The sequence below is a fragment of the Paenibacillus lignilyticus genome, from assembly GCF_017942085.1.
Classification (GTDB): Bacteria; Bacillota; Bacilli; order Paenibacillales; family Paenibacillaceae; genus Paenibacillus_Z; species Paenibacillus_Z lignilyticus.
The window spans coordinates 385,688-402,577 of sequence record NZ_JAGKSP010000004.1 but is presented as its reverse complement, the minus strand read 5'-3'; the positions used below and the strand labels follow the sequence as shown (position 1 = coordinate 402,577).

At 49.3% G+C, this 16,890-nt stretch carries 13 protein-coding genes; 3 read left to right on the top strand and 10 right to left on the bottom strand.

Going from position 1 to position 16,890, the window contains the following annotated elements:
- Positions 1-2: 2 nt before the first annotated feature.
- The 6 genes from I8J30_RS13810 to I8J30_RS13785 all read right to left on the bottom strand — a co-directional run bounded on the left by I8J30_RS13810 (position 3) and on the right by I8J30_RS13785 (position 6,788).
- Positions 3-314, bottom strand: coding sequence for a hypothetical protein (locus I8J30_RS13810; protein ID WP_210655055.1), 312 nt, complete (start codon positions 312-314; stop codon positions 3-5).
- A complete protein-coding gene (locus I8J30_RS13805) occupies positions 311-2,164 on the bottom strand; it encodes a UbiD family decarboxylase (RefSeq protein WP_210655057.1) in 1,854 nt (617 codons plus the stop codon). Before I8J30_RS13805 ends, I8J30_RS13810 begins: the two co-directional genes overlap by 4 nt.
- Before the next feature lie 116 nt (positions 2,165-2,280).
- A complete protein-coding gene (locus tag I8J30_RS13800; protein ID WP_210655059.1) occupies positions 2,281-4,293 on the bottom strand; it encodes a bifunctional diguanylate cyclase/phosphodiesterase in 2,013 nt (670 codons plus the stop codon).
- 153 nt (positions 4,294-4,446) lie between these two features.
- Positions 4,447-4,905, bottom strand: a complete 459-nt coding sequence (locus I8J30_RS13795; protein WP_210655061.1) for a DinB family protein — start codon at positions 4,903-4,905, stop codon at positions 4,447-4,449.
- 42 nt (positions 4,906-4,947) lie between these two features.
- Positions 4,948-5,763, bottom strand: coding sequence for an ABC transporter permease (locus tag I8J30_RS13790; protein ID WP_210655063.1), 816 nt, complete (start codon positions 5,761-5,763; stop codon positions 4,948-4,950).
- Positions 5,760-6,788 carry an ATP-binding cassette domain-containing protein gene (locus I8J30_RS13785; protein WP_210655065.1) on the bottom strand — a complete coding sequence of 343 codons (1,029 nt, stop codon included), beginning with the start codon at positions 6,786-6,788 and terminating at the stop codon, positions 5,760-5,762. The genes I8J30_RS13790 and I8J30_RS13785 overlap by 4 nt, the downstream gene beginning before the upstream one ends.
- A gap of 152 nt (positions 6,789-6,940) precedes the next feature.
- On the opposite strand from I8J30_RS13785, the gene I8J30_RS13780 reads away from it, so the two are divergent.
- From I8J30_RS13780 to I8J30_RS13770, 3 genes are read left to right on the top strand one after another with little or no spacing between them, the layout of a single operon-like run.
- Positions 6,941-8,407: a spore germination protein gene (locus I8J30_RS13780; protein ID WP_210655067.1), complete on the top strand. Its 1,467-nt coding sequence runs from the start codon at positions 6,941-6,943 to the stop codon at positions 8,405-8,407.
- Positions 8,408-8,430: 23 nt separating this feature from the next.
- Positions 8,431-9,519 carry a GerAB/ArcD/ProY family transporter gene (locus tag I8J30_RS13775; protein ID WP_210655069.1) on the top strand — a complete coding sequence of 363 codons (1,089 nt, stop codon included), beginning with the start codon at positions 8,431-8,433 and terminating at the stop codon, positions 9,517-9,519.
- Positions 9,516-10,601: a Ger(x)C family spore germination protein gene (locus tag I8J30_RS13770; RefSeq protein WP_210655071.1), complete on the top strand. Its 1,086-nt coding sequence runs from the start codon at positions 9,516-9,518 to the stop codon at positions 10,599-10,601. Before I8J30_RS13775 ends, I8J30_RS13770 begins: the two co-directional genes overlap by 4 nt.
- Before the next feature lie 58 nt (positions 10,602-10,659).
- Here I8J30_RS13770 and I8J30_RS13765 read toward each other — a convergent pair whose 3' ends face one another.
- From I8J30_RS13765 to I8J30_RS13750, 4 genes are all read right to left on the bottom strand, one after another.
- A complete protein-coding gene (locus I8J30_RS13765) occupies positions 10,660-11,937 on the bottom strand; it encodes an L-cysteine desulfidase family protein (protein WP_210655073.1) in 1,278 nt (425 codons plus the stop codon).
- 157 nt (positions 11,938-12,094) lie between these two features.
- On the bottom strand, positions 12,095-13,363 hold the full coding sequence (locus I8J30_RS13760) for a Gfo/Idh/MocA family protein (RefSeq protein ID WP_210655075.1): 1,269 nt from the start codon (positions 13,361-13,363) through the stop codon (positions 12,095-12,097).
- A gap of 51 nt (positions 13,364-13,414) precedes the next feature.
- The gene (locus I8J30_RS13755; RefSeq protein ID WP_210655077.1) at positions 13,415-15,163 is read right to left on the bottom strand and encodes a glycoside hydrolase family 35 protein; all 1,749 of its coding nucleotides are present in this window, start codon (positions 15,161-15,163) and stop codon (positions 13,415-13,417) included.
- Positions 15,164-15,251: 88 nt separating this feature from the next.
- The gene (locus tag I8J30_RS13750) at positions 15,252-16,868 is read right to left on the bottom strand and encodes an extracellular solute-binding protein (RefSeq protein ID WP_210655079.1); all 1,617 of its coding nucleotides are present in this window, start codon (positions 16,866-16,868) and stop codon (positions 15,252-15,254) included.
- Between the last annotated feature and the right edge of the window lie 22 nt (positions 16,869-16,890).

Genomic DNA, 16,890 nt, shown 5'->3' with positions numbered 1-16,890 from the left:
AATTACCCTTCTTCGATGTCTGCCACGAGGTCGCTTGCGACTTCCACCATCTTCGGAATGACCGCTTCATTCGTACCGGAAACGTACAAATCCCCTTGATAATGACGGAAAGGGATCTGGATATCCCCATAGTTCCACATGAAGAAATCACCTTCTATGGACATGGTAGTCGCTCCTTTCACGGTAAAAACGGATGTATAGGTGAAATCCGGCTTGGACGCAAAATACTGCTTGCACTCCTCCAGCGAAATCGTTTGTGCGGCAGCATCCTCATGGGCTTGTAACGATCTCGTAATGCGGTAACGCTGACTCATAATCGGCCTCCAATCTTCGGGTAGACACCGCTTAAGCTGGCACCCTCTGCGAAGAAGCGCTTAATGTTCTCCTCCACTACAGGATCCTGCAGCAGCGGCGGTGCTTGATGCGGTTTCGTGCGAGCGTCGATAATCACATTATCGCATGCCCAATGCTTGAACTCGTAATAGCTGTTCACGCCATAGATATCATGGGAGGGATTGCTGCGCGTGAAGGTCACCCACAAGAAATTATTCAGCGTTTCGCTTACGAATCGGCTGTCGTCACAAACAATAATCATCGGACAGGCATGGATCGCGCCTCTGGCGTGAATCGCCTCGGACAACGCCTTGAATTGCTGCTCAGCTTCGGCGTAGTTGCTGAATGCAGACCCTTGGATGGCGACAATGCCCGGCATTACAAGCGAGGCATGCTCATATCCGGGAAGATCTCTCAGAACCTCTGGGACCTCTTGGCACAGCACTCTCTTCTTATCCCCCACCGCGGCGAAAATCACCTTGCTGCCGGTATTTAAGCCGGTTCCGGAATAATCCAGCGTATCGATAGTCGTATTCGTGTAGAAATGGATGTCGCGCCGGAGATCCATTCGTTCCAGAATATAGGTGAGGAACCCTTCAATATCATGCGTATCCACCGGTTGATCATCTTCTGCCGTAATAAACAAATACTTCGCCAGACTCAATTGCCCCGTTCCGAGAATGCGGTTCGCAATCGTGAGAATCTCCGCCGGCTGCTTGACTTGTGTATAGGGCGTGTACCTTTCACTCCCAATCGCAAATAGCAGCGGATGAACGCCTGCAGCATCGACAGCATGAACTTCTTTGACGCCGGGAATTTCCTGTTGAATCGCATCTCCCGTCAGTTCATGAATGAGCGCGCCGAATGCCGTATCCTCTTGAGGCGGGCGACCAACAACGGTGAACGGGAAGATCGCGCCCGGCCTGGCATATACTTTATGCACCTTCATGACCGGGAACTCATGGGTGAGGCTGTAATAGCCCAAATGATCGCCGAAAGGCCCTTCCGGCTTGGTCTCCCCTTGATGGATTTCACCGGTGATGACAAAATCGGCATCATTGCTGATACAGAAGCCATCGATATAGCTGTAGTGGAACCGACGCCCTGCGAGTAATCCCGCGAACGTAAGCTCGCTCATGCCTTCCGGCAGCGGCATGACCGCAGAAAGCGTATGCGCCGGAGGGCCGCCGATAAAGCAGCTTACCTTGAGCGGGACGCCAAGCTTGTTCGCTTTTTTCTGATGCACGCCGATTCCGCGATGAATTTGATAATGAACGCCAATTTCTTTATTCATCACATAATCGTTGCCGCTAAGCTGAATCCGGTACATCCCCAAATTGGAATTCATAATGCCCGGCTTCTCGGGATCTTCTGTATACACTTGCGGCAAGGTGACAAAGGCACCGCCGTCGTCCTGCCAATGTTTGATCAGCGGAAGATCGCTGATTTGAATTTCCTGCATGGCAACAGGCCCTCCACCGGACTTTCGTACCGGCAGCGCTTTCCGCGCAGCAAGGCCTGTCCCGATATGTTTGAACGGGTTCTTAAGAGCTTGCATAGGATCATTGCGCAGCGCAATGACGTTCTGAACCGAATCCCAGGTATGCCGAAAAATAAATTTACTGCGCTCCACCGTTCCGAAGAGGTTGGATACGGCCCGAAATTTCGAACCTTTGACATTCTCGAATAATAAGGCAGGACCGCCGATTTCGAACATTTTCATATGGATCGCCGCCATCTCCAGATGTGGATCCACTTCTTCCCGCACACGGACCAAATGGCCGTTTCGTTCCAGATCAGTAATGCATTCTTCCAAACTTCGATAGTTCATTGTATGACTCCAATCTCTGAGCTTCCTTTGCTATCTTTCATTATAGCCTTATCGTTAGGAAAATAAAGAGCGTGCCGAGTGGACTCGGAACGCTCCGTAAGAAGTGCTGGCCGATATTATACCGTAACCGCTTGCTGCTTCTGCTCCAGCCAAGCCGTCATATCCTGAGCCGACATCGGCTTACTGTAATAGAAGCCTTGCATGACATGGCAGCCTCTGGACTGCAGGATGTCGATTTGATCTTGCGTCTCCACGCCTTCGGCCACTACTTCGAGGTTCAAGTTCTTGGCGATGGCAATGATGTTGCTGATAATCGCTTGCTTGGACAGCTGCGCGCTCTTGTGAATAAAGATTTGATCGATCTTTAGCGTATCCACCGGCAGCTCGTCCAATGTGCCAAGCGAGGAATAGCCCGTTCCGAAATCATCCAGCGATACCTTCACTGCCAGATCGCGGATGCTGCGCAATTGCTCGATAATATCGTTAACATCACTCTTCGCAATGGATTCCGTTATCTCCAGCTCCAAATAGTGGCCCGGTAATCCCGATATCCGCAATGCCTCGTCCACCATCTCGAACAGCAGCTGGCTCTCGAAAATCCGAATCGACATGTTCACCGAGATACAGGTGTGAATGTTATCGTTCTCCTGCCAATATTTGTTCTGCTTGCACACCTCTTGCAGCATCCAGCGTGTCATCGGAATGATCATGCCCGTTTCCTCTGCTACTGCAATAAACTCGCTTGGCGATACGGAGCCCAGCTCAGGATGCTGCCAGCGCATCAAAGCTTCCATGCCGCTCAATTGGTCAGACCCGGTATCCCACTTCGGCTGATACATGATCGTGAACTCGCCGTGAACCATCGCTTTGCGCATATCTTTCTCCAGCACCAGCTTGCGGATCTGGTTGCGGCTCATCTCTTCATCGAAGATGCGGAATCTGTTCTTGCCATCCACCTTCGCCGCATACATCGCCGTATCCGCTGCTTTAAGCAGCGAAGATCGGTCAACGCCATGGAAAGGGGCATGGCTGATTCCGATGCTGCAGGTCACGTACAGCTCATGCGCTTCAATAAAGTACGCCTGTTTAATCTGGTTCAACAAATTATGAGCCAGCTGTTCCAATACGGTGATTTCCGGCGTTCTTGCTACGACCAGGAACTCGTCGCCTCCAAGTCGGAATATCATTTCCCCGTCGGTTACGCATAATCGCAGTCGATCCGCGACCTGCTGAAGCAGCATATCGCCGACATCATGTCCGAGCGTGTCGTTAATCATTTTAAACCGATCCAGATCAATAAAGAGAAAAGCGCCCTGCGTCAGGCGATCATTCTTCTCGTTGAAAAACCGCTGAAGGTCATGCCGATTAGGCAGATTGGTTAACTGATCGTAATAAGCCATCTTCTCCAGTACATGCCGATCGAAGAAAACCGCGCCCCACGAAACAGCCAATATAAAGAAGGTCGATACGGTTACGCCGAACAGCAGAAAAAACTGCGGTTCTCCGCTGCCCATCGCATGATGGATCTCCCCGCTTGAAGTAAATTTCGCTGCCGCCATGCCCGTGTAATGCATGCCGCAAATGGCGATACCCATTACGATTGCAGAAATGAGCTTCCATAAAGTGAAATCAGGAGAGTAGCGAAGTTTGTGGAACAAATAAAGTGCAGCGTAAGAGGCTGCCAGCGCGATGAAAGCAGATAGTAACCATAACGGTACATCATATGTAATTTCTCCCGGCATCCGCATCGCACTCATGCCTGCGTAATGCATCGCCACGATGCCGCATCCCATAATCAAACCGCCTAAAGCATACCTAAGCGGGCTGGACTGGCTTCTGGCCGTAATTCGAAAGGCGATAAACGATGCCAGGATGCTTCCAAGCGACGATAGAATCGTCGTAGTCGTATCGTATGTCACTGTCGTATCCATGTGATAGGCCAGCATCCCGACAAAATGCATCGACCATACGCCCATCCCCATGACCACTGAACCTGCTATCAACCAAATCGTACGTGTTCTGCCACTCGATCTTGTAATTTTACCTGCTAGATTCAATGCTGAATACGAGGCCATAACGGCAATCGCAAAAGATAGAAGGACAATCCATATGTTATAGTGACCCTGCATGCGCTCTATGGGAACCCCTTCTTTCCGGACGAAATAATATAAGTACTCCTATTATATGTTATTCGACATTTCTCTGATAGCAGAAATATTTGATGTCAAAATAGATCAAAAAAAGCCGCTTCTGATCGAAACGGCTTTCATGCATAACTTCCTCTATCCTCGGCTAACGAAAAACGGCAGTTTATCGATACCGGCTATTCGCAGATAGATAAACATTTGACCTTTGTGATGAATTTCATGATCCTTGGCATTCTGAAGCAAGACGCTGCCGCGAAGAACATTGCCGAAGAAATCGATCGGTTGATCCAATTGCTCCGGCGTAATCGTTCTCAGAATCGATTCCGTTTGCGCAGTTTCAGCCTCGATATTGGCTTTCAGCTCTTCAATTGTCGAGAAAGGTTTCGGCGGTACTGCCGGCGTATAGGCTCCGTTCTGTACCGTTGAAGCAAACATCCCCATCGATCCGGTGATATGCAGGACAAGACCCGATAGGGACATGCCTTTCTCCCACGGCTTCATCCGGAGCTGCTCGGTTGTTACATCCGTCAGCATGTGGTGCAAAACTCTGCGATGGCTCAGCCAGTCTGAAATAAATCCGTTGATCATTGTCATCTGAGGCGTGCTCCTTAGGTTTCTCAGCACGTAGTATATGCACTAAGTCCGGCGCATATAAGCTCTTACCGTAATTGGTGCAAATATGGCCACGATCACGGCAGCACCGATGAGGGAGATGACCAGATCCCAGCCTACCGTACCTTTGTTGGTTAAATCCCGGACGGCCGAAATGAGATGCGAGATGGGATTGATTTTAACAAACCATTGGAGCCAGTTCGGCATCGTCTCCGTCGGTACAAACGCATTGGATAAGAACGTAAGCGGAAACAGCACGAGCATCGATATCCCTTGTACGCTGGAAGCGGTACGGGCGATGACGCCGAAGAAGGCGAAGATCCAGCTCATTGCCCAAGAGCAAGCAATGACAAGTACAGCGGCTAAGGCAACGTGCTCCAAACCGCCTTCAGGTCGATACCCCATAATGTAACCCATGCTGAATGTAAGCACCGTCGCTATTGTATACCTTATGGTATCGGCCAGCAATGCTCCCGCAAGCGGCGCAATACGGGCGATCGGCAGCGATTTGAATCGGTCAAACACCCCTTTATCCATGTCCTCCCGCAGCTGCACCCCTGTGACGATGGAGGTTGTAATCACCGTCTGAACAAGAATACCGGGAATGATGACCGGCAAGTAGCTTGCAACGTCTCCGGAGATCGCGCCGCCGAAGATATAAGTGAACATCAGTGTGAAAATGATCGGTTGCAGCGTAACATCGAACAATTGCTCCGGCGTGCGCCGAATCTTCAGTAGTCCTCGGTAAGCCATGGTCAGTGAATTACGCAGTGTCTGTCCAAGGCTTGTGTGGTTCTTTAATTTAAGCTCTGCGGCTGATTTAATGGAAGTGCCACTCATGCTCTTGCCTCCTTCGCTTTATACATGTCATCGGATGCCTGCGTCGTTGAGGCATCTTCCTTTACGCCTTCCCCTGTAATCGTTAGGAATACTTCGTCAAGCGTCGGCTTCTGTACGCTCATCTCGGACAGGTGAATGCCGGCCGTACGCAACGCAATAAGCAGATCGGTAACGAGGTCGGCATTTGCCATCGGTGCCGTAATTTTGCCCGCTTCGGATGAGATTTTGGTCGGAACGCCCAGCACCTGTTCAATAATATGACGCGCACTGTTGTTATCCTCGAGATCCGCAAGCCGCAGATGCAGCGATGAAGTACCTACGGAAGCTTTCAATTCATCTACGGTACCTTCCGCGACTACTTTGCCGGTATCGATAACCGCTATCCGATCAGCCAATTGATCGGCCTCATCGAGATACTGCGTAGTCAGCAGGACCGTCGAGCCCGTCTTCACAAGCCGGCGGATCGTGTCCCACATCTGCGAACGAGTTCGCGGATCCAAGCCGGTAGTCGGCTCATCCAAGAAGATGAGAGGAGGCTGCGCGATCAAGCTTGCAGCCAGATCCAGCCGGCGCCGCATGCCGCCTGAGAAGTTCTTAAGCGGACGCTTGGCAGCCTCGGTCAAACCGAATTCCTCAAGCAGCTCTTCTGCTTTACGGCGCGATTCCGCCCGCCCCAGCCCAAGCAGCCGAGAGAAGATAATCAAGTTCTCGGTAGCGCTAAGGGACTCATCGACAGAGGCATACTGGCCGGTCACTCCGATCAATTGACGGACAATCTGTGATTCCTTCACCACATCGTGACCGAAAATTCTCGCCGAACCCGCGTCCGGCCGGAGCAGCGTTGCCAGCATGCGAATCGTTGTCGTTTTGCCTGCACCATTGGGACCGAGTACACCATAGATCGAACCGGTACGCACTTGCAGATCCACGCCATCTACTGCACGGTTATCGCCAAATGTTTTGACGAGCCCCTGTGCTTCAACGGCCCAATCGCCGTTTGACCCGCTTTTGTTTCCATAAACCATTGCAATTCCTCCTAGATAACTGATTACCTAGGATGTTAGCTCAACTTTATGAACTGAATGTGAACCATCAGCCGGCGGATCCGATTTTGAATAATTACCCTCTTCTCGTGACACAATTTATGGAGGAATTATAGTGAAAAGAGGGATTAGAAGTGAGTACGGTCCCAGAGTCTTGGAAGGAGCTTGGTGAGTCCGCGGATTTCGTATGTTACGAACATCAAATAAACGCGGGCACTTTGTACATCGGCTATTTTAAATCTCTCACGGAGGAAGAAGTCTTGCAGCAGCATATCCTTAGCTGCCTAAGCAACCATTCCGACATGTCCTTCGAGGACTTGTACCACTGTGTCCCCGTAGCGGAAAAAGAAATATCCTCCGATTGGGATCTTATCGAAAGCAAGATTTATCGGGGATATGTTGCGATTCAATTAGGCCGGCAAAGCCATCATTGTATCTTGATCAATGCGGCTGCATCCAAGGGGCGCAACGTCACGATTCCCGAGGTCGAATTCACGGTGGAAGGACCCAGAGAGGCCTTCGTTGAATCGTTGGATGTCAATCTTAACTTAGTACGCAAGCGCCTTCCCTATCCTGATTTACGTGTGAAAGAGCTCACTGTAGGGAGCATATCCAAGTCGAGGATTGCGATTGTTTACATAAAAGGCATAGCGAACGAACAATATTTACAAACATGCATACAGCGCATTGAGGATGTGCAGTTCGATCAAATCACGGACAGCACGCTGCTTCAACAAATGATCGAGGATAATTCCAATTCCATCTTTCCGCAGACGATCGGCACGGAAAGAGCGGACTACGTTGCCTGGGCCGTTTCCTCTGGGCAACTATGCGTAATGAAGGATGGGTCCCCGACTGCCTTTTTTGCCCCGGTCAACCTATGGTCGTTTTTCATTACTTATGAAGATTATTATTTGCCTTGGATCGTCGGTTCCTTATTACGGATGATTCGCGTGTTTGCGGTGCTGTTTTCCGTCTATGCCTCTTCGTTGTATGTTGCTGTTATGACCTATCACGGACAGGGAATTTCTAATGTCTTTCTGCCCACGATCGTTTCCTCGAGGATCAATGTCCCTTTTCCTCCAATCGTAGAAGTCCTCATTATGGAACTTGTCATTGAATTGTTACGGGAAGCCGGCGCAAGATTGCCTACGAAAATCGGACAAACCATTGGGATTGTCGGAGGTATCGTGCTCGGTACGGCAGCCGTAGAAGCCGCGCTTACAAGTAATTTTTTATTGATCATCGTGGCGTTATCGGCATTGGCTTCGTTCACGACACCTATCTTTCGAATGAGCTCAACGATCCGCATTTTGCGTTTTCCATTTATCTTCGCCGCGCAGATATGGGGCTTATTAGGCATTTTCATTTGCACGTTTGCCTTGGTTGCCCATTTATTGCGCTTAACCTCTCTCGGGATGCCTTACTTGGTTCCGATCTATCCATTCCGCACTTCAGACTTATATGATACGGTCGTTCGTCCGCCTTACTCGAAGTTTCATCATCGATTCAGCTTCTTGAGATCGCCTAAACCCGTAAGATTCGACAAGAAAAATGCAAACAAAAAGAGGGACCTAAAAAAGAGGGACATAGATGAATGATTAGCTCTGGGGGTGATGCAACCATGAAGTCAACGGAACATCTGCGTTTTACCATCTCCCCTTTTCTCGTTTTTATATTGATTCATGCCATGCAGTTCGGGCCGGAATATGTCTCTATGTCGACCAAACCCATTCAATTGGCAGGACAAGATTCATGGATTTCTGTCATCCTATGCGGAATCAGTTTCCATATTATTATTTGGATGATGTATCGCATTCTCAACCGGAATGAGACTGACCTTATCCAAATTCATAAACGATTTTTCGGGAAATTGTTAGGTGGAGGTCTTAATTTTATCTTTATCGGTTACTTCCTGCTTATAGCAACTTATCTACTACGCATGTTTATCGAGATTATCCAAGTCTGGCTGTTTCCTGATCTGAATACATGGCCGTTAGCGTTTGTGCTGCTCCTGCTCGTTTATTACATCGTCGCAGGAGGTTTTCGTGTGATCGTGGGCATATGTCTGTTTAGCATGCTGAGGTATATTACAATATTGTCTTTGTTTTTCCCTTCGACTTTTTATCATTTCAGCAATTTATCACCGGTTCTGGATCATTCGTTAAATGAAATCGTCCAAGCAGGTACGACGTTGACATTTCCTTATTTAGGCGTGGAAGTGCTCTTGTTCTGCTACACCTTCATCCGAATGCCAAGAAAATCCGAAAAGTGGGCTCATTTGGCCAATGGAATTACAACCGCTTCTTATTTAATCATTATTTTCTTTTCATTATTGTTGTTCAAACCCGAACAATTATCGACTGAAATATGGCCGCAGTTAAGCAAGTATAAATTCGTGCATTTTCCGTTCATTGAACGATTTGAATATATCGGAGCTACATCACAGATTTTATGGGTGATTCCGATCATATGCCTCAGTCTCTGGGCTTCAAGTCGAGTGTGCAAGCTGATTTTCTCCGTAAAACAATTGACTGTCCTTCCGGTCTTATTAATTGTGGTCTTCATTCTTGTATGTCTGATTCCGGGTCGGACTGGCATTGAGGCCTTACAAAACCTGTTATCCGAGATCGGATTCTACATGATTTATGCGTATATTCCATTCGTATTTATCGTCGACGTGGTCAGAATGAAAGTGAGAAGAACCGTATGATTCGATTTTTCCCCTTATTCCTGCTTACCTGTTTTCTGCTGTTGCTGAGTGGGTGCGTCAAGCAAGAAGTGTTGGAGAAAATAACCATTACTTTTGTTTGCGCATTCGATGAAGCGCCAAACGATGATATCGAATTTACGATAGCGGCGCCTAAATTTCAAGCCGGCAAATCCGCTACCGTTACCAATATCTTGTACTCCAAGGTTGGCCACACGACCAAGAACATTACAGAATTGATGGACATGCAATTAAACCGTCCCATTAAACCCGGAAAAGCTTCGGTAATCCTATTTGAACAAGAGTTGGCGGCAAAAGGATTGGCAGATCAATTGGATGTCGTTTTGCGGGATCCTCTTGCTTCAAGAAGGATGTATTTAGCTGTTGTTGATGGAAAAGCAAAGGAGCTATTGCAATCGAATTTCAGTTCCGATGAGGAGAAAGGCATGTTCTTGTTTAATTTGCTCGATACGAACGTGCGGAACGGACTTGTTCCGAGGCAAAATCTTCATGATTTCGAGTACGCTTATCTGGGAAAAGGAATGGACCCTTTTCTGCCGCTCATTAAACTGCAAAACAATCAAGTGATGATTTCCGGTATAGCGTTATTTAAGGATGACAAATATATCCTGTCACTGAACGAGAAGCAGATGCGAGTCATGAAGCTGCTTATGGAAAATGTGAAACATGGCGGTATTCTTGAAACCAAATTGGACAACGGATCTTACATCGCCTTGAAAAATGTAGGTTCGAAGGTGAAATATCGCGTGGGGAAAGATACGCAGCGTCCAAAGGTAACGATAAATTTAAACATGAACAGCGAATTAATTGATTCGAGGGGGATTCGCTTAACCTTGCATGAACAGCAGAAGATGGTAGAAAGCTTTGAAGCGGATATAACCTCAACCGGAATGGATCTGATACAAAGGTTTAAAAAAGAAGGGATCGACCCGTTTGGATTAGGGGATTTCGTTAGGAGCAAGACGAGAAATTGGAACGAAGCGGAATGGAATCAACAGTATCCAACGATAGACGTAAAGTTAAACGTTAAGGTGAAGCTTTCGGAAATGGGAATCAGGAAATAAATCGGTTAACCTCGCTTGGTCAGCATACAAAAAATCCGCCGAGAAGGCGGATTTTCGTTTATTCCTTATTCAGCATCATATCGAGAATCAGATTATCGATATCCGAGGTCGCTTCATTTCCGATCCGGCAGAAGTTATCGATCGTTTTCTCCGCATCGTTCTCGATAAAACCATTGGTCGATGAAATGGTCATCCCTTTGGAAGCCAGAAGCGCCGATTGAACGGCTGCGCTTGTGCAGGTCGCTACTTTCATGGCGCAGCCGCCTTTGGCACCATCACACATCATCCCGGTTACGTTGCCGAGCATGTTCTGGATCGCGCCTTTTATCTCCGATTTGCCACCGCCGAGCAAATAGGTGATGCCACAGCTTGCACCCGTACCGGATACCGTCACGCCGCATAATGCGGATAAACGGCCGAATTTCGATTTAATATAAATCGTGACTAGATGGCTGAGCGCAACCGCGCGGATCAATTTATCCTCCGATGTCCCCAGCTTCTCTGCCGCCGCAATGACAGGATTCGTCGCGGCAATGCCTTGATTGCCGCTTCCCGAATTCGCCATAACAGGCATCGAAGATCCGGCCATACGCGCATCCGATCCTGCCGCTGCCAGAGCCATCGCGTGAGAGATTAAATCATCGGACAGAATGCCTCTTTGCACATTTTCTTTAATCGTCTTCCCGACTTCAAGCCCATAGGAATGGGCTAATCCGTCCAGCCCGGCTTTTCGGTTCAGCTCGATGCTTTGCTTCACCAGACGGAGTTCTTCCGGATCGATCGTATTCACAAAATCCACAATAGCATCGATGGATAGCGCGCCGCGTTCTTCCTTGGAGCTCTTGAAGCTAACATTCGCGCAGCCGCCTGATTCTACGACCTTCCCATCTACTTCAATAAGGGTAATATTCGTGTGATTATCCGTAATCACAACCTTCGCATAGCGATCTTCCGTTTCGGCAATAACCTCTATATATAATTTCCGAGGCGTGTCCGCAAGCTCAAAAGTGGCCGTACCTTGCTCCACCATGGCTTGCGCCTCGGCGATATCCGCGGACGTAATGTCGGCGAGCACTTCCAGCTGCTTGTCGGCATTGCCGGCCAATGCACCTAACGCAGCGACAAAATCAATGCCGGTCAGCTCCGTGCCGGGTATTCCCACGGCCAACGCATTCTTAATGATACCTGCACTCGCTTTAACCGTGATGCGTACAATCGGATCAGGCAAGTAGGTTTTGGCTTTTGCCGCAGCTAAGGCGATCGCAACCGGTTCCGTACAGCCAAGCGCGACGACAAGCTCATTTTGCAAGATTTGAATGAAACTGTGCTTCTCCAATTCATGTCCTCCTAAAACACCTAAAGGCACCGTACACCTTCGCATAATTCTAAAAATATACTATAGGTTGCTCTTCGGAATCAATCATATTCTCCAGTAAGTTTTAACCTTTCTGAAAAATAAAAAAGGACTGCTTATCGCTAAGCAGTCCTTCTCGTTATTTCGTAACGCTTTGCTTCATCAATTCTTCCGCGTAAGCCGTTAATTCAATCGATTTGCCGCCATCAAGACGGGACGCTTCGGCAGCGAACGCCATCAGATGGCTGCGTACGGAAGCGACTGCTGATGTTAACGTCTCTTGACCGTGATAATTCCGCACATCGGTCAGGAAACTTCTGACGATACCGGCATCACCGCCGCCGTGTCCGCTCGATTGCGAAGGAATCGTAATTTCGGTTTTCTGATGCGTCAGGAAATCAAACAAGGTGATCTTATCGTCATCGCCGCGCAGCTCGCCGCGCGTGCCCATAATTTGAATTCTGCGTTCCTGCTCGAACGTAAAGCCGCACATGCTGAACATCGCCGTTGCCCCGTTCGCAAACTCCATGCCGACGACTTGATGATCGACCACGTTATTGTCGCTCTTATACACGCAGCGGCCGTAATTCGTTTCGCGCAAGCCTTGGACGATATTTTCTTTGGTAAGCTCCGGGGTAAAATGTCTGGCCCAGCCTTTAAATTGCTCGCTTAAATAGAAACGAGGCGCCGAATACGGACAAGTCGTTTCTACCGCACAATCGAGACAACGATCGGCCGACCCTTCCGGTGCGTTCGCTTCATTGAAGTGCATGAGCGACCCGTAGGAGTTCACCCGAACACAGGGCTGATCCATGAGCCAGGACAGAACGTCCATGTCGTGGCATGATTTCGCCAAGATCATCGGGCTGGAGGTTTCGGAATTGTTCCAGTTCCCTCTGACGAAGCTATGCGCGATATGCCAATAGCCCACATTCTCGTTGAGCTGGATGGATACGATATCGCCGATATGCCCATCGCTCAGAATTTGCTTAATCTTACTCCAGAACGGCGTATACCGCAGCACATGGCAGATGGATAACAAACAATTATTTTCGCGAGCCGCCTGTTCCATTTGCAGACACTCCAGCGGGTCCGGGGACATCGGCTTCTCGAGCAGAACATGGTATTTGTTGTTTAACGCCTGTAGCGTTGGGTGAAAATGCATCCGGTCCATCGTGCAAATAACGGCTATATCCGCAAGCTTCGGATTCGCCAGCAGCTGCTCCCAAGATTCGAAGGTCATCGCCTCCGGAATATTGTGCTGCTTCGCAAACTTCTCGCGGCGATTCGCATCCGGCTCGGCTACCGCAACGAATTTCAATTCATGCGGATAGTCCAGAGCAAAAGGAGCATAGCTGCCCGCTCCCCGTGCACCTGCCCCAATTAGTATTGCAGTAAGTTGAGCCATGTTGTCTCCCCCATTTGATTCCCAGAATGATTTCTCTTCCCTATTCCGCAGTTAGCCCAGCACTGCGCTGTCTTGCAACTTGACGACAGGCTCGTTACAGCCATGGAGCTCGAAAATAATCAGTTCATTCGCACCTTCACGAAGCAGCGGCGCCGGAATATATAACGTCTGCTGTGGTCCAATCTCCCAATAACGGCCCAGATTGAAGCCGTTCACATAGACAACGCCTTTCGTCCAACCGCTCAGCGCGAGGAAGGTATCCGCCGCTTCATCGACTTGGAAGGAAGACTTGTAGAACGTCGGCTGCTCCTGCTTCACGCTGCTCTCTTGATAGACAAGCTTGCGGAGGTCATCCAGCGGCAGCGGGCGGATCGTCCAATGGTACAGAAATTGCTGGCCAAGCCGTACGCCTTCCGTAATGCCCTTCGGATCTTTCATATAGGGACCATAATTAATGCGGCCCATGTTCTCGACCAGAATGTCCAGTGTCGCCCCTTCTGCCGGGATATCGAGCAGCACGTCATGGTTTTTGTTATTGCGTTCGATCGTGCCTTTGTACTCCCCATTTAAGAAAATAAGTGCGCGGTCATGCACATCCTGCAAATTAAGACGGGAAGCGGCAATCGGCCCGATCACGCGCGTCGAATACAGAATAAAACCGTAATCCTGCCCAAGCTGCTCCATCGTTTCCGGGCATGTACGCTCTACCGGAACGGAAAGCATGTCTAAGGACGCGAAGAGCGGAGCTTGCTCTGTCAAGGTAACGCTGCCGTAGGTTTTCTTCTTGATTGGCTCCGGGAGATTGAGCGGCCCAAGCTCGACATACTTCGAAATAACCTCGCGGAATTTATAGAATTTGTCCGTCAGATCGCCGGACTCGCTGATAGCCACGTCATAATCATAGCTTGTAATCGTCGGTTGGTGTTTCTCCTCGCCGAAGTTCGCGCCATTATAGAAACCGAAGTTCGTTCCGCCGTGATACATATAGGCATTCACCGAAGCGCCTGCAGCCATCATATCATCCAGCACGCGTGCCGCATCTTCCGAATCGCGTGTATGGTGCTGCTCGCCCCAATGGTCGAACCAGCCGTTCCAATACTCCATGCACATCAGCGGCTGATCTTGCTGATACTCGCCTAATTTATCGAATGACTCTTGCACGCGCGATCCGAAGTTCACGGTCGCCAGAACATCCTCCACCATTCCGCCCTGCAGATAGAAATCGCCCGGTCCATCGGAGGTGAACAGCAGCACGTCGATGCCTCTGTTCTTCATGCCATGCTCCAAATACTTCAAGTACTTCTTGTCGTTCCCGTAGCTGCCGTATTCATTCTCAATCTGCATCGCGATAATCGGACCGCCATTGGTCGAGAGAAGCGGTACCAGCTTAGGCAGCAGTACGTCGTAATACGCATCCACTTTATCGAGAAAAGGCTGATGATAGCAGCGCAGACGCATGCCCGGATCAGCAAGCAGCCAAGCAGGCAGACCGCCAAACTCCCACTCCGCGCAAATATAAGGACTCGGACGAACGATGACATGCAAGCCCAGCTCCCCTGCAATCGCAATGAATCGAACGAGATCCGCAATGCCCTCAAACGCGAATTGGCCTTCCTTGGGCTCGTGAATATTCCAGGCTACATAGGTTTCAACCGTATTGAAGCCGCCTTCCCTTAGCTTCCAAAGGCGGTCCCGCCAATATTCCGGTACAACGCGAAAATAGTGAATAGCCCCTGACAGGATGCGAAACAGCTCGCCATCGAGCAGGAATTGTTGTTTGTCAGTCGTCAATATTGGCATAGCGATACCCCTTTACATCATGATGCGAACAAGTTGTGACAGCCCGAACCGCGCAGGTTCGGGCTGTCTGTTATGGAATCACTTACGCTTACTTCCACTCGCCTTGGACATGGTTAGCTTCTAATTCTTTATTGACTTCGTCAATCATTTCTTTACCGCCTTTGGCCATGTACTCCTCGACCATTTTGTCCCAGTCGCTGAGCGGTCTTTCGCCGAAGATCATCTTCGTCGTTTCATCCGTAATATACGTCTGCAGCTCTCCGCTCTTCTCCATGAGCAGCGGCGAGATGATCCGGCTTGTCGGATTCACGTAAAACTTCATGCTATGCAGCCTGTCGGCTAACGTTTGTTGGAACTTCTGATCCTCGGGCGTCTTGGCGATCTTGGCAAACGTGAACAGATCTTCGTCGTTCATGAACCATCCGCCTTCGGTAATGTAAGCACCCGGAGCGACGTTCGAACGGTTCTCGGCGATTGGCTGTGCTACGCCATCCACCATTTGATAGCCTTTGCCTTCTCCGCCATAGAGCCAGTCGAAGTATTCGTTTTGCGGGTTACGCTCTTCGAACGTGACCGGTTTGTGGAAGTAATCGATCATTTCGAGAATGCGTTTGACTTTCTCCGGCTGATCCTTCAATTTCGCCGAGATCATATACATCCGGTACCAGCTGCCGTTGATGGTGAGTCCTTCTGAACCATCCGGAGCTTTGAACGGCGGAATCGGCTCCACGACTGCATTCGGAGCGTTTTGTTTCAGCACATCGAACAATACGCCGTTATTTCCGCTATTGCCCGGCTGTTCATACCAAATGCCGACTTTCCCCGCATTAAACGCTTTGAAAATATCCTTGTAAGCCGTTACTGCCCAGTCCGCCTGCAGGATGCCTTCTTTTTGCAGATCAGCAAGGAAAGTGACTTTCTCTTTATTACCGTCAGCGATAATGCCCGGGATCAGCTGCCCGCTGCTGTTCTTGTGATACCATACCGCATTGCCGTAATAAGCCCCAAACGATGGATCGTAATAAATACCTTTGGCCAGACCCAGACCGATCGTATCCGCTTTGCCGTTGCCGTCCGGATCGTCTTTGGTGAAGGCGATGGCAACCTTTTTAAGCTCTTCATAATTCGTTGGCATTTTTAGACCCAGCTTATCCAGCCAGTCCTTGCGGATGATCGGCTTCTTGCCGCCTTTCGAGGAGAAGTAGGTTGGGATGCCATACACTTTCCCTCCTACTTTCAAAGAGTCCCACGAATAATCGGGCACGGCCTTGGTCGACTCATACTGCTTCAAGAACTCGTCCAGCGGCAGGAATGCCCCTTGCTTCGCCCATTTCGTATAGTTCGCGTTTACTTCTTCCATCCCGATAACATCAGGAATATCGCCGGATGCCATTTTCACGGCAAGCTTCTCTTCATACGTATCAAAAGGAATGTATTGCGGTTTAAAATCGACATTGAATTTCTCGTTGATTTTATGCACGGCTTCGCTGTTCCCGGTTGGAACCGGATCTTCCCACGTGCCGTCGAACCAATCAATCGTCAACTTCTCGGCATGCGGGTCTGCTGTCGTCGCAGCACCATTGTTTGTCGTACCCGCGTTGGAGGACGTATTCGAATTGGTATCCTCATTCCCGGATGAACATGCTGCAAGAATAGAGCCGGATAGTGCAACTACCAGAACAGATGAAACTAGTTTGTTACGCATACTTTCGACCTCCTCTTTATGT

Excerpts from the sequence above, each read along its gene's own strand:
- I8J30_RS13795 (WP_210655061.1), bottom strand. The coding sequence starts at position 4,905 with ATGACAATGATCAACGGATTTATTTCAGACTGGCTGAGCCATCGCAGA.
- I8J30_RS13800 (WP_210655059.1), bottom strand. The coding sequence starts at position 4,293 with ATGCAGGGTCACTATAACATATGGATTGTCCTTCTATCTTTTGCGATT.
- I8J30_RS13760 (WP_210655075.1), bottom strand. The coding sequence starts at position 13,363 with ATGGCTCAACTTACTGCAATACTAATTGGGGCAGGTGCACGGGGAGCG.
- I8J30_RS13805 (WP_210655057.1), bottom strand. The coding sequence starts at position 2,164 with ATGAACTATCGAAGTTTGGAAGAATGCATTACTGATCTGGAACGAAAC.
- I8J30_RS13770 (WP_210655071.1), top strand. The coding sequence starts at position 9,516 with ATGATTCGATTTTTCCCCTTATTCCTGCTTACCTGTTTTCTGCTGTTG.
- I8J30_RS13775 (WP_210655069.1), top strand. The coding sequence starts at position 8,431 with ATGAAGTCAACGGAACATCTGCGTTTTACCATCTCCCCTTTTCTCGTT.
- I8J30_RS13810 (WP_210655055.1), bottom strand. The coding sequence starts at position 314 with ATGAGTCAGCGTTACCGCATTACGAGATCGTTACAAGCCCATGAGGAT.
- I8J30_RS13790 (WP_210655063.1), bottom strand. The coding sequence starts at position 5,763 with ATGAGTGGCACTTCCATTAAATCAGCCGCAGAGCTTAAATTAAAGAAC.
- I8J30_RS13755 (WP_210655077.1), bottom strand. The coding sequence starts at position 15,163 with ATGCCAATATTGACGACTGACAAACAACAATTCCTGCTCGATGGCGAG.
- I8J30_RS13750 (WP_210655079.1), bottom strand. The coding sequence starts at position 16,868 with ATGCGTAACAAACTAGTTTCATCTGTTCTGGTAGTTGCACTATCCGGC.
- I8J30_RS13785 (WP_210655065.1), bottom strand. The coding sequence starts at position 6,788 with ATGGTTTATGGAAACAAAAGCGGGTCAAACGGCGATTGGGCCGTTGAA.